The sequence below is a fragment of the Allobosea sp. Tri-44 genome, assembly GCF_004123845.1.
Classification (GTDB): domain Bacteria; phylum Pseudomonadota; class Alphaproteobacteria; order Rhizobiales; family Beijerinckiaceae; genus Allobosea.
Genome location: NZ_NBDP01000003.1, coordinates 575,896 through 600,280, shown reverse-complemented (window position 1 = coordinate 600,280; position 24,385 = coordinate 575,896). Strand labels below are relative to the sequence as shown.

Here is a 24,385-nt window from a genome sequence, read left to right as displayed (position 1 = left end):
AAGTTTCAAGGCACCGGCTAAGCCCAAGGAATCGCATGGGGAATCGCAGCGGCGTTGCCAGCTTGCAACGATCCTTGCCCTTGTGAAACCACTAAAATCCGCTGGACCATGGTTAACCGGGCGTCAACAGGACTGTCGCGACCTACCAGCGAAAGCGCTCTCTGCGCCAGTAGCCACAAGTGCTTGAATCCGCGCGATGCTTGGCAGGCTGACGCGATCTCGGGACGGGTCGCGGCGCATCTCGAATCATGACCGAATCGTGGCGAGGCTCCACATGACGCTGCTGACGGGTTTGGGCGCTCCCGCCCCCTAGCTGCAAAGCCAGTTGGAGAGCCGCCATGACCGACACCGTCTTCGAACTGCGCCGCTACACCTTGAAGCCTGGTACGCGCGAAGCCCTGATCCGCGTCTTCGACACCCATCTCGTCGAGACGCAGGAGGCGGTGGGCATGAACGTGGTCTGCCAGTTCCGCGATCCTGCAGCGCCCGACCAGTTCGTCTGGTTCCGCGGCTTCGCCGACCAGGAGGCGCGGACCCGCGCCCTCCCCGCCTTCTATGGCGGCCCGGTCTGGGCAGAGCATGGTCCGGCCGCGAACGAGACCATGCTCGCCTGGCACGACGTGCTGATGCTGAAGCCGGCGGCGCCCAACTCGGGCTTCGATACGCAGGGTCTCGAGCGACTGCCGCCGGGAACGAGCGATCTCGAAGACGGGCGCAATCATATCGTCGCCATCCATCATCTCTCGCCGGAGGCGGCCGACGAGGAGGCCGCGCTTGCGGCCAAGGCGATCATCGATGCGGTACGCTCGACTGGCGGCGCTGTGATCGCCAGCCTGATCAGCGATCGCAGCGAGAACGGCTTCGTGCGCCTGCCCGTGCGCGAGGGCGAGCGCGTCGCCGTCACGCTCGTCCGGCCTGCGGTAGCGCAGGCGATACCGGCGCTCGAGGCGGTCTTGCGCGCAGTACAGATCGGAGCCGACCGCGCTCCCGATATCGCCCGCCTCGTCCCGACCGCACGCTCGCTGCTGCGCTGAGCCACACTGGACATCGCCGGCCCGCATCTTCATAAGTCGCGCGACGGCCTGAGGCCTGCGCGGACGCGAAGCGATGAACCAGACCCTGCTCCAGATCTTCACCTGGTGGAACGGCCAGACCATGGGCACGCGCTTCCACACCTGGCGCTTCGGCGAGAAGGTCGGCGAGGACGAGTTCGGCAACGTCTACTACCGCACCAAGGGCGGCAAGAAGGACAAGGCGCTCGGCATCCAGCGCCGCTGGGTCGTCTATAACGGCCCCGCCGAAGCCTCGATGATCCCGCCCGGCTGGAACGGCTGGCTGCATCACACCGTCGACATCGCCCCGTCCGAGGAAAAATACGTCGCCCGCGAATGGCAGAAGCCGCACCAGCCGAACCATACCGGCACGGCGCTGGCCTACCGCCCGAAGGGCTCGACGCTTGGCGACAATGAGACTCCGGCCGCAACCGGCGATTACCAGGCCTGGACGCCGGGGCGCTGAACCAATCCGATCGGCCAAGTTGAGCTATGACGAAAACGCGGCCGAAAGGGCCGCGTTTTTTTTGATCTCGGAGCCGGCTCGAAAAATCAGCTCGCTCCGCCGACAAAGTCGACCAGCAGCTTGACGTTGAGCGCCGCGATCACCACCGCGATCAGACAGGCGAAGGCGACGAGCCAGCGCGGCGCGACGAGTTCGCCCATCTTCGTCTTGTCGGCAGTGAACATCACCAGCGGGAAGACGGCGAAGGAGAGCTGCAGCGAGAGCACGACCTGGGTCAGGATCAGCAGTTTCGCCGTGCCGGCATCGCCATACCAGATCGTCACCGCCGCCGCCGGGATGATGGCGATGCCGCGGGTGATCAGCCGGCGCAGCCAGGGCGGCAGTTTGATCTTGAGGAAGCCCTCCATCACGATCTGGCCGGCCAGCGTCGCCGTCACCGTCGAATTGATGCCGCAGCAGAGCAGCGCGATGCCGAACAGCGTCGGCGCGATCGCAAGCCCGAGCAGCGGGCCGAGCAGCTTGTGTGCCTCGCCGAGCTCCGCGATTCCCGTCTGGCCGGTCTTGTGGAAGGTCGCGGCCGCCAGGATCAGGATCGAAGCGTTGATCAGCAGCGCGAACATCAGCGCCACCGTCGAATCGATCGTGGCGTAGGTCAGCGCCTGGCGCTTCTCCGGCAGGGTCTCGCCATAGGCGCGCGTCTGCACGATGCCGGAGTGCAGATAGAGGTTATGCGGCATCACTGTCGCGCCGAGGATGCCGAGCGCGAGATAGAGCATCTCGGGATTGGTGATGATCTGCGTCGTCGGCGCAAAGCCGCGGATGACCTGCCCCCAGTCCGGATCGGCGAGCGCGATCTGGATGGCAAAGCAGATCGCGATCACGCCGAGCAGGGTGATGATCAGCGCCTCGACCCAGCGGAAGCCGAGCCGCTGCAAATAGAGGATCAGGAACACGTCGAGAGCGGTGATGACGACGCCGAGTTCGAGCGGGATGCCGAAGATCAGGTTGAGGCCGATCGCGGTGCCGATCACCTCGGCAATATCGGTGGCGATGATCGCGATCTCGGCCAGCAGCCAGAGACCATAGGCAACCGGCAGTGGAAAGGCGTCGCGACAGGCCTGGGCAAGGTCGCGCCCCGAGGCGATGGCAAGGCGCGCGCACAGCGACTGCAGCACGATCGCCATGATGTTGGAGACGAGCGCGACGACGAGCAGCGTGTAGCCGAATTTCGAGCCGCCGGCGATCGAGGTCGCCCAGTTGCCGGGATCCATGTAGCCGACGGCAACGAGATAGCCCGGGCCGGCGAAGGCGGCGGCGCGGCGCCAGCCGGGCCCGGAATTGCGCACCGCGATCGAGCGATGGACATCGGCCAGCGAAGCCTCGCCGCGATCATTCCGCCAGCCGGATGGCGTCCCGTCGACGCGCGCTTCCATGCGAACCCTCGATTTTGCACTTGCAAGGCATTGGCAGGGTATGGATTTGCAAATGGATTGCAACTGCATGATCCACTGGCGCGGGCATGCCTGGTATGCACACAGGCGGGGCGCAGCTGGCACTTCGGTCACAGCCTGCGCGCGTCGAACCTCACCACCCGCCCTTTTTCCGCTGCGATTGCCGTGCTACTGCGCCCCGTCGCGCCTCGGCTCCGCTCGAAGAGAATCACAAGCCAGCATGCCTTCGCTCCGCAGGATCCTCGCCCTCGCCGCCGTCTCCGGCGCAGTGCTCGCGCTGGCCGCCCCCGCCCAGGCCGATCGCATCCGCAATCCCACCGCGGTCTTTGCCGGCCTCGACAAGATCACCGGCCGGATCATCTCCTTCGAGGTGGCGATCGACGAGACGGTGCAGTTCGGCGCGCTGCAGATCACGCCGCGCATCTGCTGGACGCGCCCGCCGACCGAGGCGCCGCAGACGACCTCCTTCACCGAGGTCGACGAGGTCACCTTCAACAACGAGTACCGCCGCATCTTCACCGGCTGGATGTATGCTTCCAGCCCCGGCCTGCACGGCGTCGAGCACGCGATCTACGATGTCTGGCTGACCGACTGCAAAGGCGGTACCGAGCTGGTGGTCGATCCGAAGGAGCCGGAGGCGCCGCCTCCGAATGCAGGCCAGCGCCCCGAACGTCCTGCCCGGCCGGCACAGCAGACGCCGCCGCCGCTCCCCGGCGGCCAGCGCGTCGACGTCGCCCCACCGCAGGGTGTTCCGGTGCAGCCACGTGCGCCCACACAGCGCTTCTTCCCGACCAACCCCGCCCCGGGCCGCGATCCCACCGGCGGCAACTGAGCATGGCGCGGGTCACCGGCATCGGCGGATTGTCTTCCGCGGCCGCGATCCGCAAGCCCTGGCCGCCTGGTATGAGCGCCATCTCGGCATCGGCGGCGTCGCCAAGGTCGTCTGGGCCAGGACGCCGAGCCGACGATTTTTTTTGGCCCCTTCGCCGCGACGACCGACTATTTCGGCCGTCCTGAGCAGCAGTGGATGGTCAATTTCCGCGTCGATCACCTCGACGCGAGGATGGCGGCGCTCAAGGCCGCTGGCATCGCCGTCGAGACCCGACCCGAATGGGATTAGGGAGTCGGCCACTTCCGCCGCATCCACGATCCGGAAGGTAACCCGATCGAGCTCCGGCAGCCCTCACCGCAGGCTTTTCCTGCAGCCTGAGTGGCGACGGAAAAGCGCTCAGGCATAGGCGACCCAGCCGCGAAAAGTGAAGTCGGTATAGAACCGGCTGACATCCGAGAACCCGGCATCACGCAGGACAGCTTCGTCCTCCTCCGGGCTGAGCAGGCTGAGATGGGTCTGAACCGCCACGCGGCCGGCCTCGGCCTTGGCGGGATCGGCTCCCGATGCCACCGCGAAGGCCGAGTAGCGCCACAGCCGGAGCGGACGCTCCGCCTCGCCCTGCGGAAAGCTGGAATGGGCGACCACGAAGGGCGCGCCGGGTTTGAGCCGGCGCTGGATCGCAGCCACGGTGCGCGCCCGCTCGTCGGGCGCCAGAAAGTGCAGGGTCAACAGGCATGCGGCCCCGTCGAACGGCCCGTCCGGCGCATCGTCGATATAGCCTTCATGCAGCCGCACGCGCGCGACGTGCCGTCCGAGCGTACGCTCCGCGAGCTTCAGCATTTCGGGCGCAGGGTCGACGCCGTCGAAGATCCAGCCCGGATTTGCTTCGGCGAAGGCCTTCAGTTCCAGCCCTCCGCCGGCGCCGAGAACAAGCAGCCGGGCCTTGGCCGGCGCATGCTCCCCATGCAGGATTGCGGCCATGCGGTGCAGATCGGCGAAGCCGGGCACGAAGCGCGGCGGGCCACGGCAGCGGGATCGGAGAAGGGCACCAAGAGCGCGCTCACGGCGCTGGGCCCGGTCTGCTCAGCTCCGCCGCGAGACTGAATGGTCCTCTTGTGAGGCATGCGCCGACTCCAGGTCGTAAAGGCCGCCGCGGATGGCGAGGCGCTGGTTGAAATCGGCGCTCAGCATGGCGAGTGTCACCTTGCCGAAACGCTCCAGCAACAGCGTCTCGGCATCCCGGAACGCCTGGTTGAGCGCGGCATTCACCGCCTGCTCCACGAGGCATCCGGGCGCTTCCGTGCGGTTGCCGATGGCGAGAAGCGCAGGGCTGCCGAGCGCGTCGTAGATGTCGCGCAGCGTCACCCGGGACAGGTCGCAGGCCAGGGTCCAGCCGCCGCCATGCCCCTTCTCCGAGCGGAGATAGCCCTGCTTCCGCAGGCCGGCCATCGTCCGCCGGATCACCACCGGATTGGTCGCCATAGCTCTGGCGAGAACCTCGGAGGTGACCGGACGATCCTGCTCCGCCATGTGCAGCAGGACGTGCAGCACGCCGGACAATCGGCTATCTCTATTCATGAAACTTCATATGTTACATGAAGGTCGCGGGTCAAGCGGAATGCGATGGAAGGCTAGCCCGTCAGCTCTGCCAGTGCCTCCCGGCCGCCGACAGACCGCTCCCGGGGCCAGCTCCACCAGTCTCCCTCGGCCGCCACCGCCGCGTCGAGCAGGTTGCGATAGGCCTCGCGCGGGATTTCGCGCGTGCCGAACTGGGCGAGATGCGCCGTCTGGAACTGGGTGTCGAGCAGGCGATAGCGGCCGCGCCGCAGCCGGGCGACGAGATGCACCAGCGCCACCTTCGAGGCGTCGGTCTCGCGGTGGAACATGCTCTCGCCGAAGAAGGCGCCGCCGAGCGACAAGCCGTAGAGCCCTCCGGCGAGCCTGCCGTCACGCCAGCATTCGACGGTGTGAACATAGCCGAGATGGAAGAGTTCGCCGTAGAGCCCCCGGATGCGGCCGTTGATCCAGGTCTCGGCCCGATCCGGCCGGCTTTCGGCGCAGGCTGCGATAACCCCCGCAAAATCATGATCGACCCGGATTTCGAACCGATCGGAGCAGACGGTGCGCGCCAGCCGGCCCGGTAGATGAAAGCCGTCGAGCGGAATGATGCCGCGAATTTCAGGCTCGACCCAGAACAGGGCGGGATCGTCGGCGCTCTCCGCCATCGGGAAGACGCCGGCCGCATAGGCGCGCAGCAGGATTTCCGGCGTGATCGCCGGCGCGCGCGCAGGTGTGGAGCGGGCCTTCATGAGATTATGGGAGCGCGGGTCGGCGGGCGTGTCAAACAGCTTCCGTCATTCTCGGGCGAAGCAAAGCGCAGACCCGAGAATCTCGTTACGAGAAGATGTCGATCAGAGCCTCATCCTGCCGGAGATGCTCGGGTCAAGCCCGAGCATGACGGCGTGCGACCCTCACCCCTCGCCCGGCTCTTCCATGCCGCCATTGGCGAGGAATTTCTCCAGCCAATGGATGTTGTAGTCGCCGTTCAGGATGTCCTGGTTGCGTACCAGCGTGCGGAACAGCGGCAGCGTGGTGTCGACGCCGTCGACGACGAATTCGTCGAGCGAACGACGCAGACGCATCAGGCATTCGTCCCGGTTGCGGCCATGGACGATCAGCTTGCCGACCAGCGAGTCGTAGTGCGGCGGGATGACATAGCCCTGATAGGCGGCCGAATCGACGCGCACCCCGAGCCCGCCCGGCGTATGGAACGAGGCGATCTTGCCAGGCGAGGGCCGGAAGGTCGCGTGATGCTCGGCATTGACGCGGCATTCGATGGCATGGCCCTCGATGACGACGTCCTTCTGGCTGATCGAGAGCGGCGCGCCGGCAGCGATCCTGATCTGCTCGTTGACCAGGTCGATCCCGGTGATCATCTCGGTGACCGGATGCTCGACCTGGATGCGGGTGTTCATCTCGATGAAATAGAACTCGCCATCCTCGTAGAGGAACTCGATCGTGCCAGCGCCGAGATAGCCCATATCGGCCATCGCCTTGGCGCAGACATTGCCGATCCGGTCGCGCTCGCCGGCATTGAGAGCCGGGGATGGCCCCTCCTCCCAAACCTTCTGGTGGCGGCGCTGCAGCGAGCAGTCGCGCTCGCCGAGATGAATCGCCCGGCCCTTGCCGTCGCCGAGCACCTGGATCTCGATATGGCGCGGCTTCTCCAGGTACTTCTCGATGTAGACGGCGTCGTCGCCGAAATTGGCCTTGGCCTCGGTGCGGGCCGTGGAGAGCGCGACGGAGACCTCGTCCTCGCTGCGGACCACCTTCATGCCCTTGCCGCCGCCGCCGGAGGCCGCCTTGATGATGACGGGCAGGCCGATCTCGCGAATGATACGCAGCGCCTCCTCGTCATCGGCAACGCCGCCTTCGGAGCCCGGCACGCACGGGATGCCAAGGCGCTTGGCGGTGCGCTTGGCCTCGATCTTGTCGCCCATGCTGCGGATATGCTCGGCCTTGGGGCCGATGAAGGCGATGTTGTGCCGCTCGAGGATCTCGGCGAAGCGGGCATTCTCGGAGAGGAAGCCGTAGCCGGGATGGACCGCATCGGCCCCGGTAATCTCGCAGGCCGCGATCAGGGCCGGGATGTTGAGATAGCTCTCGCGCGCCGGCGGCGGGCCGATGCAGACGCTCTCGTCGGCGAGGCGCACATGCATGGCGTTGGCGTCGGCGGTGGAGTGGACCGCGACGGTCGCGATACCGAGCTCCTTGGCGGCGCGCAAAACCCGCAAGGCGATCTCGCCGCGATTGGCGATCAGGATCTTGTCGAACATCTTCAGCCCGCTCCCGCCCGGATGGATCCTCACTCGATCACCAGCAGGGGCTCGCCGTATTCGACCGGCTGGCCGTCCTCGACGAAGATCGCGACGACCTTGCCGGCGCGTGGCGCGACGATGTCGTTGAAGGTTTTCATCGCCTCGACGAGAAGCACGCGCTCGCCCGCCTTCACCTCCTGGCCGATCTCGATGAAGGGCTTGGCCTCGGGCGACGGCCGGCGATAGGCGGTACCGACCATCGGCGAGTTGACCGTGCCGGGATGGGCGGCAGCGGCCTTGGCTTCGAGCGGGGCGGCGACCGGAGCCGCCACCGGCGCCGCGGCGAAGGCCGGTGCGGCCGCGACCGGCGCCATCACCGTCGCGGTGATGGTACGGGCCACGCGGATGCGCAGATCGCCCTTCTGCACCTCGATCTCGGTCAGATCGGTCTCGTTGATCAGTTGCGCCATCTCGCGCACGAGTTCGGGATCGATGGGGCTCTTGGTCGCCATGGCGGATTTCACCGTCTTCGTGAGCTCGATGGGCGGGACGGCAGGGTCCCAAAGGAAATGCGCATATGCGAAGGAACGGCGCCGGATCAAGCCGACGGCCTCGCGATGTCGCGCGTCTTTACCCGGATTGGTGGGTCAGGAAAAGGGCGAAGGCGCCGGGCGGGCGCCTTGCCTATGCAAATCGCCGCCATTCCAGAAGCTGATCCACAGGAACGACGTGGCGAAGCATGTCTCCAGAGGCTCTAGCGGCCGCAGCGCCATCGTCGAGATGGACCCGCTCCGATCCACTCAGCCACTGCAGTTCGTCTTGCCGCATTTGCGGACGGCGTCGATCTTCTGCTTCAGCGCCGGGGCGCCGACAGCGCCGAACACCACCTCGTCGCCGATGATGAAGGCCGGGGTGCCGGTCAGGCCGAGCCGGTCGCCGAGAGCGACCGTCTGCTCGATCACGGCGCGCGTCGCCGGAGCGTCCATCTCCTTCTTGACGCGCTCGATGTCGGCACCGGCGTCCTTGGCGATCTCCAGCGCCTTGGCGCCGTTGATCCGGCCCTTCGTCGCCATCAGCTTGAGATGGAAGTCCCAGTACTTCTGGCCCTGGAGCTGGTTCTTGACCGCGATAGCGACCCGGCTCGCCTCGACCGAGTCCGGTCCGAGGATCGGGAAGTCCTTGACCACGACCTTGAGCTTGGGATCGTCCTTGGCGAGCACGCGGACGTCTTCCATCGCCCTTTTGCAGAAGCCGCAATTGTAATCCATGAACTCGACGAGGGTGACGTCGCCCTGCGGATTGCCGGCGATCACCGAGGTGGCGGGATCGGTCAGGCTGGCCTTCTCGGCCGCGAGCGCATTGCGCTGCGCCTCGACCTGCGCGACCTGATTGCGCTTCTCGAGCTCGACCATCGCTTCCTGGATCAGCTCGGGATTCTTCAGCAGGGTCTCGCGGATCAGCTCGACCACCGCCTTGCGCTGGTCGGGCGACAGCGCCTGGGCCTGCGCCGGCACGGCGGCGGCACCGAGCGCACAGGCGGCGATGCCGGCGAGAGCCAGGCGGCGCAGCGAAGAGAAGATCATGGCGACAGTCCTTTCAGGGCGCGATTCGAGCGCACTATCGTTGTTGTTTGTCGGATGGAACATACGCGACGATGCCGCGAGCGCGCAGTGCCCCAGGTAACCCCTGCGGCAATTTGGCAAAGGCTCGGCTCGCTTGCGTATGGCGATGATCCAGTAGTCCTTGGCAAAGCGTAGGTGTTGAAGACGAAAGGGCTTGCATGACCTAGCGCTTCTCCTCCGCGGGCGCAGCAGCGTCAATTCACAGCTTTGCCAGCAATGACCCGGCGTTCCTGCAACAGGATCGTGATCCTGCCATGGCAAAGCGCGAAAAGGCTTGTCGCGCCCGCAAGGCAGGGCAACAGATAACGCGCAACTGCAAGAGGCTGCCATGTCGAAGCTGCTGATCCCTGTCCTCGCCCTCGGGCTAGCCCTGCCGCTCTTTGCGACCGCGACCCCCGCGGCGGCCCAGAGCTGCGAGGACCTCTGGTATCAGCGCAACGAGATCTACAAGGCGCAGGGTTACTGCTTCCGCACCCAGCGCGGCATCAGCGCCTTCGGCAATGCCGGCTGCCAGTACGACAATGTCGAGGACGTCCCGCTCTCGGCGACCCAGCGCCGCGTCGTCGCCGACATCCAGCGCGCGGAACGCACGAGCCGCTGCCCGCGCTGATCGTCATCCCCCCTCGTCATTCCGGCCGTAGCGAAGCGGAGTGCCGGAATCCATCGTAGAGCTCAGAGCCTTACGATGGATTCCGGATCTGCGCCGCTGTCGCGGCTTGTCCGGAATGACGGAGTGTTTCGAGGCCGCTACCCCGCCGCCTGAAACCGCACCTCGCCCTCGTTCAGGAAGCAGGTCTTGCTGAACAGCGACAGATCCAGCGGATTCGGCAGGCGGATGTCGCGGAGGTCCGGGCAGGGCTTGATCGCCGGATCATAGGACCGGTCGATCTGCGAGATGAAGGCCAGGATCACGCCCCTCTCCTGCGCGAACACCTTCAGATCACGGATCTGGACCATCAGCTCGGGATTGCCGCGCTTCTGGTCGAGCAGTTGCAGGTAGTCGACGATCGCCAGCGTGCCCCGCGGTGCCTCGGCCAGCGAACGCATGATGTGATCGGCGCTGATCGCATCCGAATCGTCGAAGCCGAACAACGCCTCGAACTGCGCCGGGTCGGCACCGAGAGCCCGGAAGCGATCCAGCACGTCCCTGGTCGTGTACTCCAATGTGAAGAACACCGCCCGGCGGCCGGACTTCATCGCTTCCATGGCGAGCTGGAGACTGAGCAGCGTCTTGCCGTGCCCCGGCCGCGCGCCGATGAGCAGCAGGTCTCCGGGCACCAGACGAGCGAACAGCTCTTCGGCCGAAAGAAAATCGGCCGATCTGGCCGCGAGCAGGCTCCAGGCTCCAAAACCTTCGCCGATGGCGACGCGGTCGAGCGCGAGATGGAGCGGGATGCTTTCCTTGCGCGCCAGAACCCTGGCCTGGCGCTTCAGTCGATAGACAGGTGCGGTGAGCTTCATCGATGACCTCCTGATGCGAGCCGTTTCCGCAACCCCTCCTTATGCGCAGCGCTCGAACAGTCGGTTCGACGATCGGATAGGCCCTGCACGGCAGCGTGCTTCCCGGTTGGAGGGAGGAGGCGCGGGCAGCGCCTAGAATCAGATCATAACCGATGCTGCCCGCGCCGTCGCCTCGTGCCGATCCCAATTGAATCTGCGCAGATGGTCGACCAGGGCGCGCAGCTTCGGCGCGGCGGCGCGCCGGCTCGGATAATAGAGGTAGAAGCCCGCGAAATACGGGCAGAACTCCTGCAGCAACGGCACGAGCTCGCCGCGCGCGATCGCCGGGCGGAAGCTCTCTTCCATGCCGAAGGTGATCCCGGCACCCGCGACCGCGAGCCTGATCATCAACGCCATGTCGCTGGTGGTGATCTCTGGCGCGACGGCGACGCTGAACTCCTTGCCATCCTCGGCGAACTCCCAGCGATAGGGCGGCAGCTTCGGCCCCGGCCGCCAGCCGACGCAGCGATGCGCCGCCAGCTCGCGCGGATGGGCGGGCACACCGAAGCGCCGGCGATAGCTGGGGGAGCAGACGGCTAGCTGGCGCTCCTCGCCGCCGATCACGACGGCGATCATGTCCTGCTCGATGACCTCGCCGAGCCTGACCCCGGCATCGTAACCCGCGGCGACGATGTCGAACTCCTCGTCGGTCACGGTGATGTCGAGCTCGACCTCCGGATTGGCCGCAGCGAAGCCTGCGAGGAATGGTCCTGATAGAAAGCGCTCCGCGATCGACGATACCGCGAGGCGCAAGCGCCCGCGCGCACCGATGCGCAGGTCCCGCGTCGCCTCGACGGCAGCGCGTACGTCGGACAGCGCCGGACCAAGATCGGCAAGAAGACGCTCGCCCGCCTCGGTCAGGCTGACGCTACGCGTCGTGCGCTGCACGAGCGCGATGCCGAGCCGCTCCTCCAGCTTTCTGATCGTCTGGCTCACGGCCGAGCGCGTGACGCCGGCACGATCGGCCGCGCCGCGAAAGCTCCGCTCCTCGGCCACGAGCGCGAACACGGCGAGCGCGTTGAGGTCCATCTCCATTGGTTAGCAGAACTCTCCAGACTGGAAAGGAATGGGCGGCTTATCGCGACAATGGCCTGCTCCTAGCTTTCGGGCAACCGCAACGACGCGGTTCCACGGAACATCCAGACGGAGATCGACATGCCCCTCGACAAGGTCGTCCTCATCACCGGCGCCTCCAGCGGGATCGGCGCCGGCATCGCCCGCGAGCTCGCGGCCGCCGGAGCCAAGCTGATGCTCGGCGCACGGCGCACCGATCGGCTGGATGCGCTCGCCAAAGAGATCGCGGCGACAGGCGGCGAGGTCCGCATCCGCCGGCTCGACGTCACCGATCGCGCCGATGTCGCGGGCTTCGCCGACGCAGCGCGCGACGCCTTCGGCCGCGTCGATGTCATCGTCAACAATGCCGGCGTCATGCCGCTCTCGCCGATGGCCTCCCTCAAGGTCGACGAATGGGACCGGATGATCGACGTCAACATCAAGGGCGTGCTCTACGGCATCGCCGCCGTGCTGCCGCAGATGCTGGCGCGCGGCTCCGGCCATGTCATCAACATCGCCTCTATCGGCGCGCTCAGCGTTTCGCCGACAGCGGCCGTCTACTGCGCAACTAAGTATGCCGTGCGCGCGATCTCTGATGGGTTGCGGCAGGAGCACAGCGACCTGCGCGTCACCTGCATCCATCCCGGCGTGGTCGAGAGCGAGCTCGCCGGCACCATCACCGATCCGGCTGCGGCCGAGCTGATGCGCAGCTATCGCGCCATCGCGCTCAAGCCCGATGCGATCGGCCGCGCGGTGCGTTTCGCGATCGAGCAGCCGGGTGATGTCGACGTCAACGAGATCGTCATCCGCCCCACCGCCACCCGCTGAGGAGAAAGCCATGACCATGTCGATGCAATCCCCGCTGCGCGCCGCCGCCGCAGCCTTCGCCATCGCGGTGATGCCCGCGCCTGCCATCGCCGAGTCGAGCGAGGAGCGCCGCAAGCGCGGCGAGGCCGTCGTCCGGAGCCTGAACAACGGCGCGCCGCAGCAGGCGCTGGAACGCATGCGGCAGGAGTTCCCCTTCCTCGCCGAGGCGACCGAGGCCTACGCGCTCGGCGATGTCTGGTCGCGGCCCGGCCTCGACAGCCGGACGCGCCAGCTCGCTGCGGTGGCGGCCTTCGCGGCCACCGGCCAGACCGCCTTCATGAAACTCCATGCCGGCTACGCCCTCAATATCGGCGTGTCCGAGGGAGAGCTGAAGGAGATCGTCTACCTGATCACCGTACCGGCCGGGATCTCGCGGGCGATCGCGGCCTCGCAGGCGCTGTCGGAACTCTTCGCCGAGCGGCGCAGGCAGTGAAGGTAACGATCATGACCCCCTTGCTCGTGAACGCCCTGCTGGTGCTGGCCGCCGGCGTCGGCCTTGCCACCACGACCATCCCGAACGAACCTGAAGGACCGACCCGCATGATGATTGCCAAGGCAGCCGCTGCCGAGAGCCACCCCTATGTCGGCATGTGGGTCACAGCCGACAACCATGTCCGGCACAACCTCCTGCCGAACGACCGCTATGATGAGGCACGCGGCAATCGCGAGAGCGCCTATCGCGGCCGCTACGAGGTCACCGGCAATTATATCGAGTACTGGGACGACACCGGCTTCACTGCCGATGGCACCTTCGTCGATGCCGATACGCTGCATCATGGCGGCATGATCCTGCGCCGCCGCCCCTGACGCGAGGTGTCAGAGCCATCGCGCATTTGCTGTGGATGCGGCAACCGGCAGCACCTGCGCTCTCGCGCCCGCATGCTAGACCACCCCGCTCGCTCGCCCTGCTCCGGGTCGAGCGAGCGCGGACGAAGGCGACACGCTGGCAGGCATGAAGACTGGCATCGATATGGGGTCGACGCGTGGCGGCGAGCCCGCCGAGCTCGACCTCGCCGAACTGCTGGCGACGCGGCTGCTGGTGCAGGGCAATTCCGGCTCGGGCAAGTCGCATCTGCTGCGCCGCCTGCTGGAGCAGAGCGCGCCGCTGGTCCAGCAGGCCATCATCGACCCCGAAGGCGACTTCGTCTCGCTCGCAGACCAGTTCGGCCATGTCGTGGTCGACGGTACCGCGAGCCCGGTCGAATTGCAGAAGATCGCCCTGCGCGTGCGCCAGCACCGCGTCTCGGTGGTGCTCAACCTCGAGGAGCTCGACGCCGACGAGCAATTGCGCGCCACTGCCGCCTTCCTCGGCGGGCTCTTCGATATCGACCGCGCCCACTGGTACCCGATGCTGGTCGTGGTCGACGAAGCCCAGCTCTTCGCGCCGGTGATGGCGGGCGAGGCCTCGGACGAAGCGCGGCGCCAATCGCTCGGGGCGATGACCAATCTGATGTGCCGTGGCCGCAAGCGCGGGCTCGCTGGCGTGATCGCGACGCAGCGCCTCGCCAAGCTCGCCAAGAACGTCGCGGCCGAAGCCTCGAACTTCCTGATGGGCCGCACCTTCCTCGACATCGACATGCAGCGCGCCGCCGATCTGCTCGGCATGGACCGGCGTCAGGCCGAGATGTTCCGCGATCTCGAACGGGGCCAGTTCGTCGCGCTCGGCCCTGCCCTGTCGAAGAAGCCGCTGCCGGTGCGCATCGGCCCGGTCGCCTCGGTCGATCGCGGCGGCGCGCCGAGCCTGCTGCCACTGCCCGACCAGGCGCCGGAAGATGCCAGCAAGCTGATCTTCACCGCCGGCGAAGACGAGGTCGCGCCCGCGCCCTGGCCGCGTCAGCCGCGCCCGCGTCCGGCGGTGGCGCCCGAGATCATCCGCCGTATCGAGACGCACCAGCCGGTGCTGCCGCCCGAGCCCGAGATCGAGATGGACCCGGCCGAGCGCGCGGCGGCGCTGGTCGAGATCCTGAACGAACTGCTCGACGATCCCGAGGCGCGCGACCGGCCGGTCGCCGTGCTCTACCAGGACTTCACCGTGCGCTGCCGGATGCGCCGCGTCAGCGGTCCGGAGACCGGGCTGGACGCTTTCCGCAAGCGCCTCGCCGTCGCCCGCGCCGGAGCGAGCGAAGCGGTGTTGTCGTCTGAGGCCTGGGAAAAGGCGCTGACGGCGGCCGAGACCTTGCCGGAAGACCTGCACGGGCTCTTCCTGTTCATCGCCCGCAGCGCGATCGAGGGGGCGCCCTGCCCGTCCGACGCCGAGCTGGCCGAGGCCTATGGCAGCCATTCGCCGAGCCGGGCGCGCCGCCTGATCGGCTATATCGAGGAGCGCGGCCTCCTCGTCTGCCATGTCGATTTCCGCGGCCAGCGCACGCTGGCTTTGCCCACACTCGGCGTCGAGACCGCTCCCGGCCTTGCCTCGCCATTGGTCAAGGGCCTGCCGCCTCGGCGCGCGCGGGGGTGAAACTCAGCCGTCTTTCCGGGGCGGCCTGAAAGGCCGAGCCCGGAACCCATATCCGCAGGTCGCGACAGAGGGGTACAGTCCAGAGCGTCTTCTTGAGGCTCAGTGTTCATGGGTTCCGGGCTCGCCGCTTACGCGGCGCCCCGGAATGACGGCAAGACTCAATGCCCCTTGCTGGTGCCGCTGAGGGTCATCTTGTCGACCCAGGCGATGCCGAGCGCCGAGACGATGAAGATGGTGTGGATCAGCGTCTGCAGCAGCACGCCCGTGGTTGTGTAGTTCGTCGCCGTCGGCCCGCCGATATTGCCGGCCTCGATGAAGGTCCGCAGCAGGTGAATCGACGAGATGCCGATGATCGCCATGGCGAGCTTGATCTTGAGCACCGAGGCGTTGACGTGGCTGAGCCATTCCGGCTGGTCGGGATGGTTCTGCAGCCGAAGGCGCGAGACGAAGGTCTCGTAGCCGCCGACGATCACCATGATCAGCAGGTTCGAGATCATCACCACGTCGATCAGGCCGAGCACGACCAGCATGATCTGCTGCTCGCTGAAATTGAAGGCGTGGGTGACGAGGTGCCAGAGCTCCTTGAGGAACAGGAAGACGTAGACGCACTGCGCCACGATCAGGCCGAGATAGAGCGGCACCTGCAGCCAGCGCGAGGCGAAGATCACCATCGGCAGCGGTCGCAGCGGCGCGTTGGCGGGAAGGTCGGATGGATCAGCGGCGGCCATAGGGCTCCCAGTCGGGTTGGTACGTGCGTCGAGGGTTAGCCAGATGGGACCGAAACCGGCGCCATGCAACTAGGTTCGCGCCTCCTGCCCGAGGAATTTGTTGAAATTTCGCCGTGTTTTGCGTCTACTTCCGACGCTGAGGTCACAGCTTCGGGCGTTATTGGTGAGCGCGCCCGGCAAATCCTCCCATCCGGGAGGGAAAAGGAGTTCGAGATGATCAGGACGACGATGATCGCCGCCGCGCTTGCGGGTGGTTTCGCCCTCGCCACGCCGGCGGCCGCCGCGCCGCTTGCGCCCGCTGCGGCCGCAGTTGCCACCGCCGGCACGACCAATCTCGTCGAGCAGGTGCAGTACCGCCGCTACGGCTATCGTGGCGGCTACGGTTACCGCGGCGGCTATGCCTATCGCGGCGGCTACGGCTACCGCGGCGGCTATCGCTATAACCGCGGCGCGGCCGTCGGCGCCGGCATCGCGGCCGGTGCGCTCGGCGCTCTCGCCGCCGGCGCCCTGCTGGCGCCCGGCCCGGTCTATGCCGCGCCGCCGCCCGTCTACGCAGCGCCGGCCCCGGTCTATGCCGCACCGGATGGAGACGCCATCGCCTATTGCTCGCGCCGCTTCCGCACCTACGACCCCGAGACCGGCACCTATATCGGCTCGGGCGGCGTGGTCCGCGCCTGCCCGTAATCCCGGGCACTGTCGCAGGCTGAATTCTTCGAACCTCCCGGCCCTGGCCGGGAGGTTTTTTTGTGGCCGCTGCTGACTTGCATTGACGGCCCCGCCGTCTCTTAGTCTCCGCTCGTCTGAATCGGAGCCGGCCCGTGCGCATCGCCACCTGGAACGTCAATTCGATCCGCCAGCGGCTGACCCATGTCCTCGCTTTTCTCAAGGAAGCCGAGCCCGACGCGCTCTGCCTGCAGGAGCTAAAATGCGTCGATGCCGATTTCCCGCGTGCGGAAATCGAGGAAGCCGGCTGGCAGGTCGCAATCCACGGCCAGAAGGGCTTCAACGGCGTCGCCATCATCTCGCGCAGCAAGCTCGAGGATGTCCGCCGCGGCCTCCCCGGTGACGACGGCGACGAGCAGGCGCGCTATCTCGAAGGCGTGCTGCCGCATGGCGGCGGCGTGGTGCGGCTGGCCTCGATCTATCTGCCGAACGGCAATCCGCCGAACACCGAGAAATACCCTTACAAGCTCGCCTGGATGGAGCGGCTCGCGGTGCACGCCAAGGGCCTGCTGGCGCATGAGGAGCCGCTGGTGCTCGCTGGCGACTACAACGTCATTCCCGAGCCGCGCGACGCCCGCGATCCTGCAGCCTGGGCCGGCGATGCGCTGTTCCTGCCGCCGACCCGCACCGCCTTCCGCAAGCTGCAGAGCCTCGGTTTCACCGAGGCGCTGCGCGCCACCACCGACGCGCCCGGGCTTTACACCTTCTGGGACTATCAGGCCGGCGCCTGGCAGCGGAACAACGGCATCCGCATCGACCATCTCCTGCTCTCGCCGCAGGCCGCCGACAAGCTCGGCGCCGTCTCGATCGCCAAGCATGTCCGCGGCTGGGACAAGGCGTCGGACCATGTACCGGTGCTGATCGAGCTGAACTGAGCATGCTGAAGGTCATCGCCCAGGACTTCATCGAGCTCGAGAGCGTCGAGCTGGTGAAGCCACTCTACCGGGAACTGGTCGAGAAGACGCGGGCTGAGCCGCTCTGCCTCGCCTATGATCTCTTCATCGACCAGAAGGATCCCGGCCACTTCGTCTTCGTCGAGCAATGGCCGGACCAGGCGGCACTGGATGCCCATTGCAGGAGCGAGCACTTCAGGCGGCTGGTACCGCTGATCAACCAGCACCAGAGGCAGGACTGCATCGTCACGCTGATGGATGTATTCAAGGGCTAGGCAAAGGCTGGCTTCGGGCGCCGCGCTATTACGGCGAGCCGCGCTTGATTCCGTCCTTGATGAACACGCGGAATGGCGTCGTGCCGCTGGCACTGCCATCGGCCGAGCGCCACTGGCCATTGCTGCAGAGCACGCCGCCCTGAGTCTGCGTCGCCTCGAATGCGATCAGGTTGTGATAGGTCGTGCCGTTCGGCTCGACGGCGCGGAACTTCGTCGTGCATTTGCCGTCGGCGACCACCGGGTCGTAGTCGTGGATCATGATGCCGCCGCCACCTGTGCTCGGGAACGGATTCGTCAGCGGGGGCCAGTCGTCAAAGCGCTCCTGCGCGGCCGCGCCATGGATGGCGAGCGCAGCGCAGGCTGCGATGAAGCTGAAGAATGCGGCGTCGCGCATGGCAAAGCTCCGAGGTCCGATACCTCGGCTACGTCGCCCTGCAGAACTTGGATGCAGTCGCGCACGCATCGGACCGAAAAGTGGAATCCACTTTTCGGAAGAATCCGATGCTAAAACGATGTGATAGATCATCGTGATCGCGCCCATTCGGGCGCGCGATGATCTAGCGCCGCTCGGCGCGGCCTTGCTGGCGCTCGACCAGTGCCAGTGCAGCCGTCCTGTCGTTTGCGCTCGCGCTGGCGAAGGCGGCATCGTAGCGCTCGACGATCCAGGTCTCACGCGTGGCGTCGGCGCCCTCGCGAGCGAGCGCCAGCCACATCAGCCCGATGATCGGGTGCCGCGGCACCCCGTCTCCCCCGCGCAGCAACATGTCGCCGAAGACGGCACGCGCCGGAGCATGGCCCTTCTCGGCCGCGAGCTTCATCCAGCGCGCCGCCTGGCGCGGATCGCGCGAGACGCCGGTGCCGTTGAGATAGAGCCGGGCGAGATTGTACTGGCCGTCGGGGTCGCCGAAATAGGAGGCGGCGTAGTGGAACATGTCGAAGGCGCGATCGGGATTGGGCTTCACATAGGTGCCCTTGATCCCGTCGAGGAAATAGCCGCCGAGCGCGACGAAGGCGGCCGCGACGATGCGCCCGTCAGAGGTGCCGGGCACCTCGTCGGCATTCTCGTCCGCGATCTTCGAGAAATACTCGAAAGCCTTGAGATCATTGGTGGGTACGCCATCGCCGCTGGCATAGACCCGGCCGAGCTTGAACTGCGCCGCCAGATGGCCCTGGGCGGCAGCATATTCGAGCGCCTTGACCGCGCCGGCCTGATCGCCGGCCGTCGAATCGCGCATCCAGGCCTTCAGCGCGTCGCGGGCGCTGCTGAACGGGGCGATCGGCAGTGCAGTATGTGCAGCAGGACCGCTCGGAGCGGGTGCGATCGCGCCACGACCGGGAGCGAGCGGTATCGGCGCAGCGAGATCCTGCGACTCCGGCTCCGGCAGGGCGATACCCGGAATCGGGCGCGGCGGCACCGGCATGCGCCCAGCGGATGCGTCCTGCGCCCAGACTGCCTGCTGGCAGCCCAGAGCGAGCAACGCTCCTGCAATGATGGCGTCAGATATCCGCATAGCACTGTATCTCGGCTGCGCCTCCCGGATGGGTGACGGCGCCGCCCTTGGCGGAACCGACCGTCTGCGCGTATTTCCAGAGTGCGCCCGACGTGTAATCCGTCTTGCGCGGCGTCCAGGCCTTAAGACGCTCCTGAAGTTCGGCATCAGAAAGGCGGACTGCGAGCTTTCCTGTGATCGCGTCGAGCTCGATGATGTCGCCGTCGCGGATCAGGCCGATCGGCCCTCCAACGGCGGCCTCGGGACCGACATGGCCGACGCAGAAGCCGCGCGTCGCGCCCGAGAAGCGGCCATCGGTGATGAGCGCCACCTTGTCGCCCATGCCCTGGCCATAGAGCGCCGCCGTGGTCGACAGCATCTCGCGCATGCCGGGGCCGCCCTTCGGTCCCTCATAGCGGATGACCAGGACGTCGCCGACCTCGTATTCGCGTTTGCTGACGCAGGCGAAGGCGTCTTCCTCGCAATCGAAGCAGCGCGCCGGCCCGGTGAAGACCAGTTGCTCGGGCGTCATCCCGGCGATCTTCACAATCGCGCCCTCGGGCGCCAGATTGCCGACGAGGCCGACGACGCCGCCATTGTCGGAGAGCGGCTTGTTCGCCGGACGGATCACGTCCTGCTCGTCGTTCCATTTCACCGAGGCGAGGTTCTCGGCGATGGTGCGGCCGGTGACCGTCATGCAGTCGCCGTGCAGGAAGCCGTGGTCGAGCAGGGTCTTCATCAGCAGCGGAATGCCGCCGACCTCGAACATGTCCTTGGCGACGTATTTCCCGCCTGGCTTCAGATCGGCGATATAGGGCGTCTTCTTGAAGATCTCGGCGACGGCGAAGAGGTCGAAGTCGATGCCGCATTCATGCGCGATCGCCGGCAGGTGCAGCGCGCCATTGGTCGAGCCGCCGGAAGCGGCGACGACCATGGCGGCATTCTCCAGCGCCTTGCGGGTGACGATGTCGCGCGGCCGGATGTTCCGGGCGATCAGCTCCATCACCATCTCGCCGGCGGTGTAGCAGAAGGCGTCGCGGACATCGTAGGGCGCCGGCGCGCCGCAGCTATAGGGCAAGGCCAGGCCGATCGCCTCGGCGACCGTCGCCATGGTGTTGGCGGTGAACTGGGCGCCGCAGGAGCCCGCGGACGGGCAGGCCGCCTCCTCGAGCTCCTTCAGGTCCTCGTCCGACATCGCGCCGACCGAATGCTTGCCGACCGCCTCGAACACGTCCTGGACCGTGACCGGCTTGCCCTTGAAGGTGCCGGGCAGGATCGAGCCGCCATAGATGAAGATCGACGGCACGTTGAGGCGCACCATCGCCATCATCATGCCGGGCAGCGACTTATCGCAGCCGGCGAGGCCGACCAGCGCATCATAGCAATGGCCGCGCATGGTGAGCTCGACCGAGTCGGCGATGACCTCGCGCGAAGCCAGCGACGACTTCATGCCCTGGTGGCCCATGGCGATGCCGTCGGTGACAGTGATCGTGCAGAACTCGCGCGGCGTGCCGGCGGCCGAGGCGACGCCCTTTTTCACGGCCTGGGCCTGGCGCATCAACGAGATGTTGCAGGGGGCGGCTTCGTTCCAGCAGGAAGCGACGCCGACAAAGGGCTGCGCGATCTGCTTCGCGGTCATGCCCATCGCATAATAGTAGGACCGATGCGGCGCGCGAGCCGGCCCGACGCTGACATGCCGGCTGGGCAACTTCGACTTATCGAAAACGCGCGCGTCCATTCAAACTCTGTCCCGCCACCCCACCTGGCGGGCGCCAGATGTGCACGCCGTTGCCCGCCGGTGCAATCATCTGCCCCGAGGCGGTATGCGAAGCATTTTTCTGCTCCGCACCCTGCCCGACGGGGCTTAATTCTTCCGTATCTCAGATAGTTACTGAAGTTTGCAGCTGGGGCCGCTTTGTGGCGGCTTCGCGGCAATCGTGGCGGCTCGCCGGGCCAGCACTGCAATAGCTGCCGATGTTGTAGAAATGTCACGAATTTTAGGGATCGCAGCGCGAGATGTGCCACCGCTTGCCGCAACCCCGGCGCGCATTGGGCAGGGCGCCTTTGGTTCACGATCCCGGCACCATAGAGATACCCGACGGAGCATTCGGAATGGACAGGTTTGTCTCGCCCAGGCTGAGCGCTCGTCTCAGCTCACCGCGGGCAGCGCACGGTCTCTTCCAACTCTTTGGAGTCTTACGACTTTTGAAGCGCCCGGCTGGTGGCTCCCAGCAGTCGCGCGACGCGCTCGGTATTCATTAGTTTAGAATTTGTATAATCAAGATATAGTTTAGAATTCCTATAACTCATTGAAACAAAAGGGAAAATTTCTTGACCGTCCTTACATGCCGCTCTACCGCTCCGTCCGACATGGCCGATTTCATAGCCCCCGCACGAAGGAGCGAAACATGACCATCAAGACCGCGCTTGCCGCGACAGCCCTGGCCTCCTGTCTGCTGGCCGCCCCTGCCCTTGCGCAGAGCGTCAACCTCTACACGACGCGCGAGCCGGCTTTGCTCAATCCGGTCATCGAAGCCTTCACCAAGGACACCGGCATCAAGGTCAATGCGGTCTTCCTGAAGGACGGCCTGCAGCAGCGCGTCCAGGCCGAGGGCGCCAACAGCCCGGCGGACGTGATGCTGGTGGTCGACGTCGGCGAGATCCAGGCTGTCGCCGACGCGGGGATTACGCAGCCCGTGCAGTCGGCGCTCGTCGACAAGACGGTTCCCGCCGCTTTGCGTGGCGCCGGCAACAACTGGGTTTCGCTGACCCAGCGCGCCCGGATCGTTGTCGTCTCCAAGGACCGGGTGAAGCAGGACGCGATCAGCTATGACGAGCTCGCCGACCCGAAGTGGAAGGGCAAGTTCTGCATCCGCGCCGGCCAGCACCCCTACAACAATGCCTTCTTCGCCGCCTATCTCGCCCGCAACGGCGCTGAGAAGACCGAGACCTTCCTGAAGGCGATCAAGGCCAACACTGCCCGCAAGCCCGGCGGCGGCGACCGCGACGTCGCCCGCGACATCCTCTCGGGCCAATGCGACATCGCCATCATCAACACCTACTATATCGGGCTGATGAGCAAGGCGACCAACGAGCAGAAGGGCTGGTACGACGCGATCAAGCCGCTGAAGACCACCTTCACCGGCGGCGGCACCCATGTGAACATCTCGGCCGCGGCGATCGCCAAGAACGCGCCGAACAAGGACAACGCCGTCAAGCTGATCGAGTACATGCTCGGTGAGAAGGCGCAGCACCTCTACGCCGACGGCAATTTCGAGTACCCGGTCAATGCCGACGTCAAGGAAGCCGAGGCGGTCAAGCTACTCGGCGCGCTGACGCCCGACACGACCCCGCTCGGCGACGTCGCCAAGAACCGCAAGGCCGCTTCCGAGCTCGTCGACAAGGTCGGCTTCGACAATTGAGCCTGAACGCATCCGCGACACCTGCAGAACGGCCGCCGGCAACCCGCTGGCGGCCGTCGACGCGTCTGCTCTACGTCGCGGTGGCAGCCGCGGGCCTGGTCGCGCTGCCGGTGCTGGCGCTGGCCTTCACCGCTTTGTCGCGCGAGGCGCTGACGGTCTGGCCGCATCTGACCGCCAACGTCTTGCCGATCGCGCTCTGGAACACGGCCCTGCTGCTCGCCGGCATCGCCCTGTTCTGCGGCGCCGTCGGAACCGGCGCTGCCTGGCTGGTGACGCAGTACGAATTCCCCGGCCGCCGCAGCCTGGAATGGCTGCTCGTGCTGCCGCTGGCGCTGCCGACCTACATCACGGCTTACGTCTACGTCGAAATCCTCGGCTTCCAGGGGCCGTTCCAGAGCGCGCTCAGGGCACTCACCGGCTGGCGCTCGCTACGCGACTACTGGTTCCCCGATCCGCGCAACCTGCCGGGCGCGATCCTGATCCTCGGGCTCGTGCTCTACCCTTACGTCTATCTCAGCGTGCGCGCGCTCTTTGCGATGCAGAGCGCCGCGCTGATCGAATCCGCCCGCACGCTCGGAACCAGGCGCTGGCCGCTGTTCTGGCGCATCGGCCTGCCGATGGCCCGCCCCGCCCTCGCCGCCGGGCTGACGCTGGCCTTGCTCGAGACGCTGAACGACATCGGCGCCAGCGAGTATCTCGGCGTCCGCTCGCTGACCATCTCGGTCTACACAACCTGGATCAACCGCGGCTCGCTGGCGGGCGCAACCCAGATCGCCTGCGTGATGCTGCTCGTCGTGGTCGGGCTGATGGTCACCGAGGCGCGCACGCGCGGGGCGCGGCGCTTCACTTTGCCGGTGAAGCGGCCGCGGCCGGTCGGGCGCATCCGGCTTTCGGGCGCCCCTGCCTGGGCGGCGGCAGTCGCCTGCTTCCTGCCCGCACTGTTCGGCGCGGTGCTGCCGCTCACCTATCTGCTCGGCGAATTGTGGCGCCGCGACCTCTTCGCCCAGGCCGATGCGGCGCTCTGGCGCGCGCTCGCCAACACCGTCTCGATCTCGGCGCTCTCGGCCGTGCTGATCGTCGCCATCGGGCTCGGCATCGCCGCAGCGCTGCGGCTCGGGCGCGAGCGCGCCCTGCCGGCCCTCGCCCGCATCGCCTCGCTCGGCTACGCATTGCCGGGGACAGTGCTGGCCCTCGGACTGCTGGTGCCGCTCGCAGCCTTCGACAACCTCGTCGCCGATGCGAGCCGCGCACTTTTTGGCGCGAGCCCTGGCCTGCTGCTGCTCGGTTCCGGCGCGGCGCTGGTCATCGCCTATCTGGTGCGCTTCCTGACCATCGCGGTGAACGGCGTCGAAAGCGGCTATGCCCGCATCTCGCCGCGCATCGACGACGCGGCGCGCTCGCTCGGCGCGAACAGGCACGAGCTCCTGCACCGGCTGCATTGGCCACTCATGCGCCCCGCCATCGCAGCTGCCGCCCTGCTCGTCTTCGTCGACTGCATGAAGGAGCTGCCGGCGACACTGCTGCTGCGGCCGCTCAACTTCGATACGCTCGCCACGCTGGTTTACGGACATGCCGCTCGCGGCGTGTTCGAGGATGGTGCACTGGCAGCCCTGCTGATCGTCGCGATCGGCATCTATCCGGCGCTCAGGCTCGCCCGCGCCGGCGAACAGCTGCCAGTCTCGCGGGAAAATTGAACTGTTTCCCCGGCTTTGCGACCTTCTCCCGGGGCGCTGAA

At 66.7% G+C, this 24,385-nt stretch carries 26 protein-coding genes and 1 pseudogene; 14 read left to right on the top strand and 13 right to left on the bottom strand.

What is annotated here, in order from left to right:
- The first annotated feature begins 338 nt into the window (after positions 1–338).
- Entirely contained in the window at positions 339–1,034 is a 696-nt protein-coding gene (locus B6S44_RS03010) for an NIPSNAP family protein (RefSeq protein ID WP_129155258.1), read from the top strand.
- Positions 1,035–1,107: 73 nt separating this feature from the next.
- Positions 1,108–1,518 (top strand): NADH:ubiquinone oxidoreductase subunit NDUFA12, encoded by a 411-nt coding sequence (locus B6S44_RS03005; protein ID WP_129155257.1) that lies wholly within the window; start codon positions 1,108–1,110, stop codon positions 1,516–1,518.
- Positions 1,519–1,604: 86 nt separating this feature from the next.
- Here B6S44_RS03005 and B6S44_RS03000 read toward each other — a convergent pair whose 3' ends face one another.
- Positions 1,605–2,951, bottom strand: coding sequence for an Nramp family divalent metal transporter (locus B6S44_RS03000; RefSeq protein WP_129155256.1), 1,347 nt, complete (start codon positions 2,949–2,951; stop codon positions 1,605–1,607).
- 238 nt (positions 2,952–3,189) lie between these two features.
- Between B6S44_RS03000 and B6S44_RS02995 the strand changes: the two genes are divergently transcribed.
- Together B6S44_RS02995 and B6S44_RS02990 are read left to right on the top strand one after the other, a co-directional pair.
- Entirely contained in the window at positions 3,190–3,801 is a 612-nt protein-coding gene (locus tag B6S44_RS02995; protein ID WP_129155255.1) for a DUF2155 domain-containing protein, read from the top strand.
- 2 nt (positions 3,802–3,803) lie between these two features.
- Positions 3,804–4,179, top strand: a pseudogene (locus tag B6S44_RS02990) (VOC family protein).
- A gap of 18 nt (positions 4,180–4,197) precedes the next feature.
- On the opposite strand, the gene B6S44_RS02985 reads toward B6S44_RS02990, so the two are convergent.
- The 6 genes from B6S44_RS02985 to B6S44_RS02960 all read right to left on the bottom strand — a co-directional run bounded on the left by B6S44_RS02985 (position 4,198) and on the right by B6S44_RS02960 (position 9,202).
- On the bottom strand, positions 4,198–4,809 hold the full coding sequence (locus tag B6S44_RS02985; RefSeq protein WP_248309407.1) for a class I SAM-dependent methyltransferase: 612 nt from the start codon (positions 4,807–4,809) through the stop codon (positions 4,198–4,200).
- A gap of 75 nt (positions 4,810–4,884) precedes the next feature.
- A complete protein-coding gene (locus B6S44_RS02980) occupies positions 4,885–5,379 on the bottom strand; it encodes an Rrf2 family transcriptional regulator (RefSeq protein WP_129155254.1) in 495 nt (164 codons plus the stop codon).
- A gap of 53 nt (positions 5,380–5,432) precedes the next feature.
- A complete protein-coding gene (gene aat / locus B6S44_RS02975; protein ID WP_129155253.1) occupies positions 5,433–6,110 on the bottom strand; it encodes a leucyl/phenylalanyl-tRNA--protein transferase in 678 nt (225 codons plus the stop codon).
- Between the two features lie 162 nt (positions 6,111–6,272).
- Entirely contained in the window at positions 6,273–7,637 is a 1,365-nt protein-coding gene (gene accC / locus B6S44_RS02970; RefSeq protein WP_129155252.1) for an acetyl-CoA carboxylase biotin carboxylase subunit, read from the bottom strand.
- 29 nt (positions 7,638–7,666) lie between these two features.
- Positions 7,667–8,131, bottom strand: coding sequence for an acetyl-CoA carboxylase biotin carboxyl carrier protein (accB, locus tag B6S44_RS02965; protein ID WP_129155251.1), 465 nt, complete (start codon positions 8,129–8,131; stop codon positions 7,667–7,669).
- A gap of 288 nt (positions 8,132–8,419) precedes the next feature.
- Positions 8,420–9,202, bottom strand: coding sequence for a DsbA family protein (locus B6S44_RS02960; RefSeq protein ID WP_129155250.1), 783 nt, complete (start codon positions 9,200–9,202; stop codon positions 8,420–8,422).
- A 367-nt stretch (positions 9,203–9,569) separates the two neighbouring features.
- On the opposite strand from B6S44_RS02960, the gene B6S44_RS02955 reads away from it, so the two are divergent.
- Complete coding sequence (locus B6S44_RS02955; RefSeq protein ID WP_129155249.1) at positions 9,570–9,851, top strand: YARHG domain-containing protein; 282 nt, start codon at positions 9,570–9,572, stop codon at positions 9,849–9,851.
- 137 nt (positions 9,852–9,988) lie between these two features.
- On the opposite strand, the gene B6S44_RS02950 is transcribed toward B6S44_RS02955, so the two are convergent.
- Together B6S44_RS02950 and B6S44_RS02945 are read right to left on the bottom strand one after the other, a co-directional pair.
- Positions 9,989–10,702 carry a DNA helicase gene (locus B6S44_RS02950; RefSeq protein ID WP_129155248.1) on the bottom strand — a complete coding sequence of 238 codons (714 nt, stop codon included), beginning with the start codon at positions 10,700–10,702 and terminating at the stop codon, positions 9,989–9,991.
- 138 nt (positions 10,703–10,840) lie between these two features.
- Positions 10,841–11,776 (bottom strand): LysR family transcriptional regulator, encoded by a 936-nt coding sequence (locus B6S44_RS02945; protein WP_129155247.1) that lies wholly within the window; start codon positions 11,774–11,776, stop codon positions 10,841–10,843.
- A gap of 120 nt (positions 11,777–11,896) precedes the next feature.
- Here B6S44_RS02945 and B6S44_RS02940 point away from each other — a divergent pair, with 120 nt between their 5' ends.
- The 4 genes from B6S44_RS02940 (at position 11,897) to B6S44_RS02925 (ending at position 15,119) form a co-directional block, all read left to right on the top strand.
- Positions 11,897–12,622: an SDR family oxidoreductase gene (locus tag B6S44_RS02940; protein WP_129155246.1), complete on the top strand. Its 726-nt coding sequence runs from the start codon at positions 11,897–11,899 to the stop codon at positions 12,620–12,622.
- 70 nt (positions 12,623–12,692) lie between these two features.
- Positions 12,693–13,094 carry a carboxymuconolactone decarboxylase family protein gene (locus B6S44_RS02935; protein ID WP_248309437.1) on the top strand — a complete coding sequence of 134 codons (402 nt, stop codon included), beginning with the start codon at positions 12,693–12,695 and terminating at the stop codon, positions 13,092–13,094.
- 11 nt (positions 13,095–13,105) lie between these two features.
- A complete protein-coding gene (locus B6S44_RS02930; RefSeq protein ID WP_164985697.1) occupies positions 13,106–13,468 on the top strand; it encodes an Atu4866 domain-containing protein in 363 nt (120 codons plus the stop codon).
- Positions 13,469–13,613: 145 nt separating this feature from the next.
- Complete coding sequence (locus tag B6S44_RS02925; protein ID WP_129155244.1) at positions 13,614–15,119, top strand: helicase HerA domain-containing protein; 1,506 nt, start codon at positions 13,614–13,616, stop codon at positions 15,117–15,119.
- A gap of 158 nt (positions 15,120–15,277) precedes the next feature.
- Here the strand turns inward: B6S44_RS02925 and B6S44_RS02920 are convergent, their stop codons facing one another.
- The gene (locus B6S44_RS02920) at positions 15,278–15,847 is read right to left on the bottom strand and encodes a TIGR00645 family protein (RefSeq protein ID WP_129155243.1); all 570 of its coding nucleotides are present in this window, start codon (positions 15,845–15,847) and stop codon (positions 15,278–15,280) included.
- A 213-nt stretch (positions 15,848–16,060) separates the two neighbouring features.
- Between B6S44_RS02920 and B6S44_RS02915 the strand changes: the two genes are divergently transcribed.
- From B6S44_RS02915 to B6S44_RS02905, 3 genes are all read left to right on the top strand, one after another.
- Positions 16,061–16,531 (top strand): BA14K family protein, encoded by a 471-nt coding sequence (locus B6S44_RS02915; RefSeq protein WP_129155242.1) that lies wholly within the window; start codon positions 16,061–16,063, stop codon positions 16,529–16,531.
- Between the two features lie 134 nt (positions 16,532–16,665).
- Positions 16,666–17,445 carry an exodeoxyribonuclease III gene (gene xth / locus B6S44_RS02910; RefSeq protein WP_129155241.1) on the top strand — a complete coding sequence of 260 codons (780 nt, stop codon included), beginning with the start codon at positions 16,666–16,668 and terminating at the stop codon, positions 17,443–17,445.
- A 2-nt stretch (positions 17,446–17,447) separates the two neighbouring features.
- Complete coding sequence (locus B6S44_RS02905; protein WP_129155240.1) at positions 17,448–17,738, top strand: putative quinol monooxygenase; 291 nt, start codon at positions 17,448–17,450, stop codon at positions 17,736–17,738.
- A 28-nt stretch (positions 17,739–17,766) separates the two neighbouring features.
- Here B6S44_RS02905 and B6S44_RS02900 read toward each other — a convergent pair whose 3' ends face one another.
- The 3 genes from B6S44_RS02900 to ilvD all read right to left on the bottom strand — a co-directional run bounded on the left by B6S44_RS02900 (position 17,767) and on the right by ilvD (position 20,966).
- Positions 17,767–18,132, bottom strand: a complete 366-nt coding sequence (locus B6S44_RS02900) for a hypothetical protein (protein ID WP_129155239.1) — start codon at positions 18,130–18,132, stop codon at positions 17,767–17,769.
- Positions 18,133–18,295: 163 nt separating this feature from the next.
- Positions 18,296–19,249, bottom strand: a complete 954-nt coding sequence (locus B6S44_RS02895) for a tetratricopeptide repeat protein (protein WP_248309406.1) — start codon at positions 19,247–19,249, stop codon at positions 18,296–18,298.
- Positions 19,236–20,966 carry a dihydroxy-acid dehydratase gene (gene ilvD / locus B6S44_RS02890; protein ID WP_129155238.1) on the bottom strand — a complete coding sequence of 577 codons (1,731 nt, stop codon included), beginning with the start codon at positions 20,964–20,966 and terminating at the stop codon, positions 19,236–19,238. The genes B6S44_RS02895 and ilvD overlap by 14 nt, the downstream gene beginning before the upstream one ends.
- A 670-nt stretch (positions 20,967–21,636) precedes the next feature.
- On the opposite strand from ilvD, the gene B6S44_RS02885 reads away from it, so the two are divergent.
- Positions 21,637–22,650 (top strand): extracellular solute-binding protein, encoded by a 1,014-nt coding sequence (locus B6S44_RS02885; RefSeq protein ID WP_129155237.1) that lies wholly within the window; start codon positions 21,637–21,639, stop codon positions 22,648–22,650.
- Positions 22,647–24,344: an ABC transporter permease gene (locus B6S44_RS02880; protein ID WP_248309405.1), complete on the top strand. Its 1,698-nt coding sequence runs from the start codon at positions 22,647–22,649 to the stop codon at positions 24,342–24,344. The genes B6S44_RS02885 and B6S44_RS02880 overlap by 4 nt, the downstream gene beginning before the upstream one ends.
- Positions 24,345–24,385: the final 41 nt, after the last annotated feature.

What these genes read in the sequence shown, in the direction of transcription:
- B6S44_RS02920 (WP_129155243.1), bottom strand. Translation starts at nt 15,847, where the DNA reads ATGGCCGCCGCTGATCCATCCGACCTTCCCGCCAACGCGCCGCTGCGA.
- B6S44_RS02950 (WP_129155248.1), bottom strand. Translation starts at nt 10,702, where the DNA reads ATGAAGCTCACCGCACCTGTCTATCGACTGAAGCGCCAGGCCAGGGTT.
- B6S44_RS03000 (WP_129155256.1), bottom strand. Translation starts at nt 2,951, where the DNA reads ATGGAAGCGCGCGTCGACGGGACGCCATCCGGCTGGCGGAATGATCGC.
- aat (WP_129155253.1), bottom strand. Translation starts at nt 6,110, where the DNA reads ATGAAGGCCCGCTCCACACCTGCGCGCGCGCCGGCGATCACGCCGGAA.
- B6S44_RS03005 (WP_129155257.1), top strand. Translation starts at nt 1,108, where the DNA reads ATGAACCAGACCCTGCTCCAGATCTTCACCTGGTGGAACGGCCAGACC.
- B6S44_RS02945 (WP_129155247.1), bottom strand. Translation starts at nt 11,776, where the DNA reads ATGGAGATGGACCTCAACGCGCTCGCCGTGTTCGCGCTCGTGGCCGAG.
- B6S44_RS02925 (WP_129155244.1), top strand. Translation starts at nt 13,614, where the DNA reads ATGAAGACTGGCATCGATATGGGGTCGACGCGTGGCGGCGAGCCCGCC.
- B6S44_RS02885 (WP_129155237.1), top strand. Translation starts at nt 21,637, where the DNA reads ATGACCATCAAGACCGCGCTTGCCGCGACAGCCCTGGCCTCCTGTCTG.
- accC (WP_129155252.1), bottom strand. Translation starts at nt 7,637, where the DNA reads ATGTTCGACAAGATCCTGATCGCCAATCGCGGCGAGATCGCCTTGCGG.
- B6S44_RS02980 (WP_129155254.1), bottom strand. Translation starts at nt 5,379, where the DNA reads ATGAATAGAGATAGCCGATTGTCCGGCGTGCTGCACGTCCTGCTGCAC.
- B6S44_RS02960 (WP_129155250.1), bottom strand. Translation starts at nt 9,202, where the DNA reads ATGATCTTCTCTTCGCTGCGCCGCCTGGCTCTCGCCGGCATCGCCGCC.
- ilvD (WP_129155238.1), bottom strand. Translation starts at nt 20,966, where the DNA reads ATGGACGCGCGCGTTTTCGATAAGTCGAAGTTGCCCAGCCGGCATGTC.
- B6S44_RS02940 (WP_129155246.1), top strand. Translation starts at nt 11,897, where the DNA reads ATGCCCCTCGACAAGGTCGTCCTCATCACCGGCGCCTCCAGCGGGATC.
- B6S44_RS02900 (WP_129155239.1), bottom strand. Translation starts at nt 18,132, where the DNA reads ATGCGCGACGCCGCATTCTTCAGCTTCATCGCAGCCTGCGCTGCGCTC.
- B6S44_RS02995 (WP_129155255.1), top strand. Translation starts at nt 3,190, where the DNA reads ATGCCTTCGCTCCGCAGGATCCTCGCCCTCGCCGCCGTCTCCGGCGCA.
- B6S44_RS02930 (WP_164985697.1), top strand. Translation starts at nt 13,106, where the DNA reads ATGACCCCCTTGCTCGTGAACGCCCTGCTGGTGCTGGCCGCCGGCGTC.
- B6S44_RS03010 (WP_129155258.1), top strand. Translation starts at nt 339, where the DNA reads ATGACCGACACCGTCTTCGAACTGCGCCGCTACACCTTGAAGCCTGGT.
- B6S44_RS02935 (WP_248309437.1), top strand. Translation starts at nt 12,693, where the DNA reads ATGCCCGCGCCTGCCATCGCCGAGTCGAGCGAGGAGCGCCGCAAGCGC.
- accB (WP_129155251.1), bottom strand. Translation starts at nt 8,131, where the DNA reads ATGGCGACCAAGAGCCCCATCGATCCCGAACTCGTGCGCGAGATGGCG.
- B6S44_RS02955 (WP_129155249.1), top strand. Translation starts at nt 9,570, where the DNA reads ATGTCGAAGCTGCTGATCCCTGTCCTCGCCCTCGGGCTAGCCCTGCCG.
- B6S44_RS02905 (WP_129155240.1), top strand. Translation starts at nt 17,448, where the DNA reads ATGCTGAAGGTCATCGCCCAGGACTTCATCGAGCTCGAGAGCGTCGAG.
- B6S44_RS02895 (WP_248309406.1), bottom strand. Translation starts at nt 19,249, where the DNA reads ATGCGGATATCTGACGCCATCATTGCAGGAGCGTTGCTCGCTCTGGGC.
- B6S44_RS02915 (WP_129155242.1), top strand. Translation starts at nt 16,061, where the DNA reads ATGATCAGGACGACGATGATCGCCGCCGCGCTTGCGGGTGGTTTCGCC.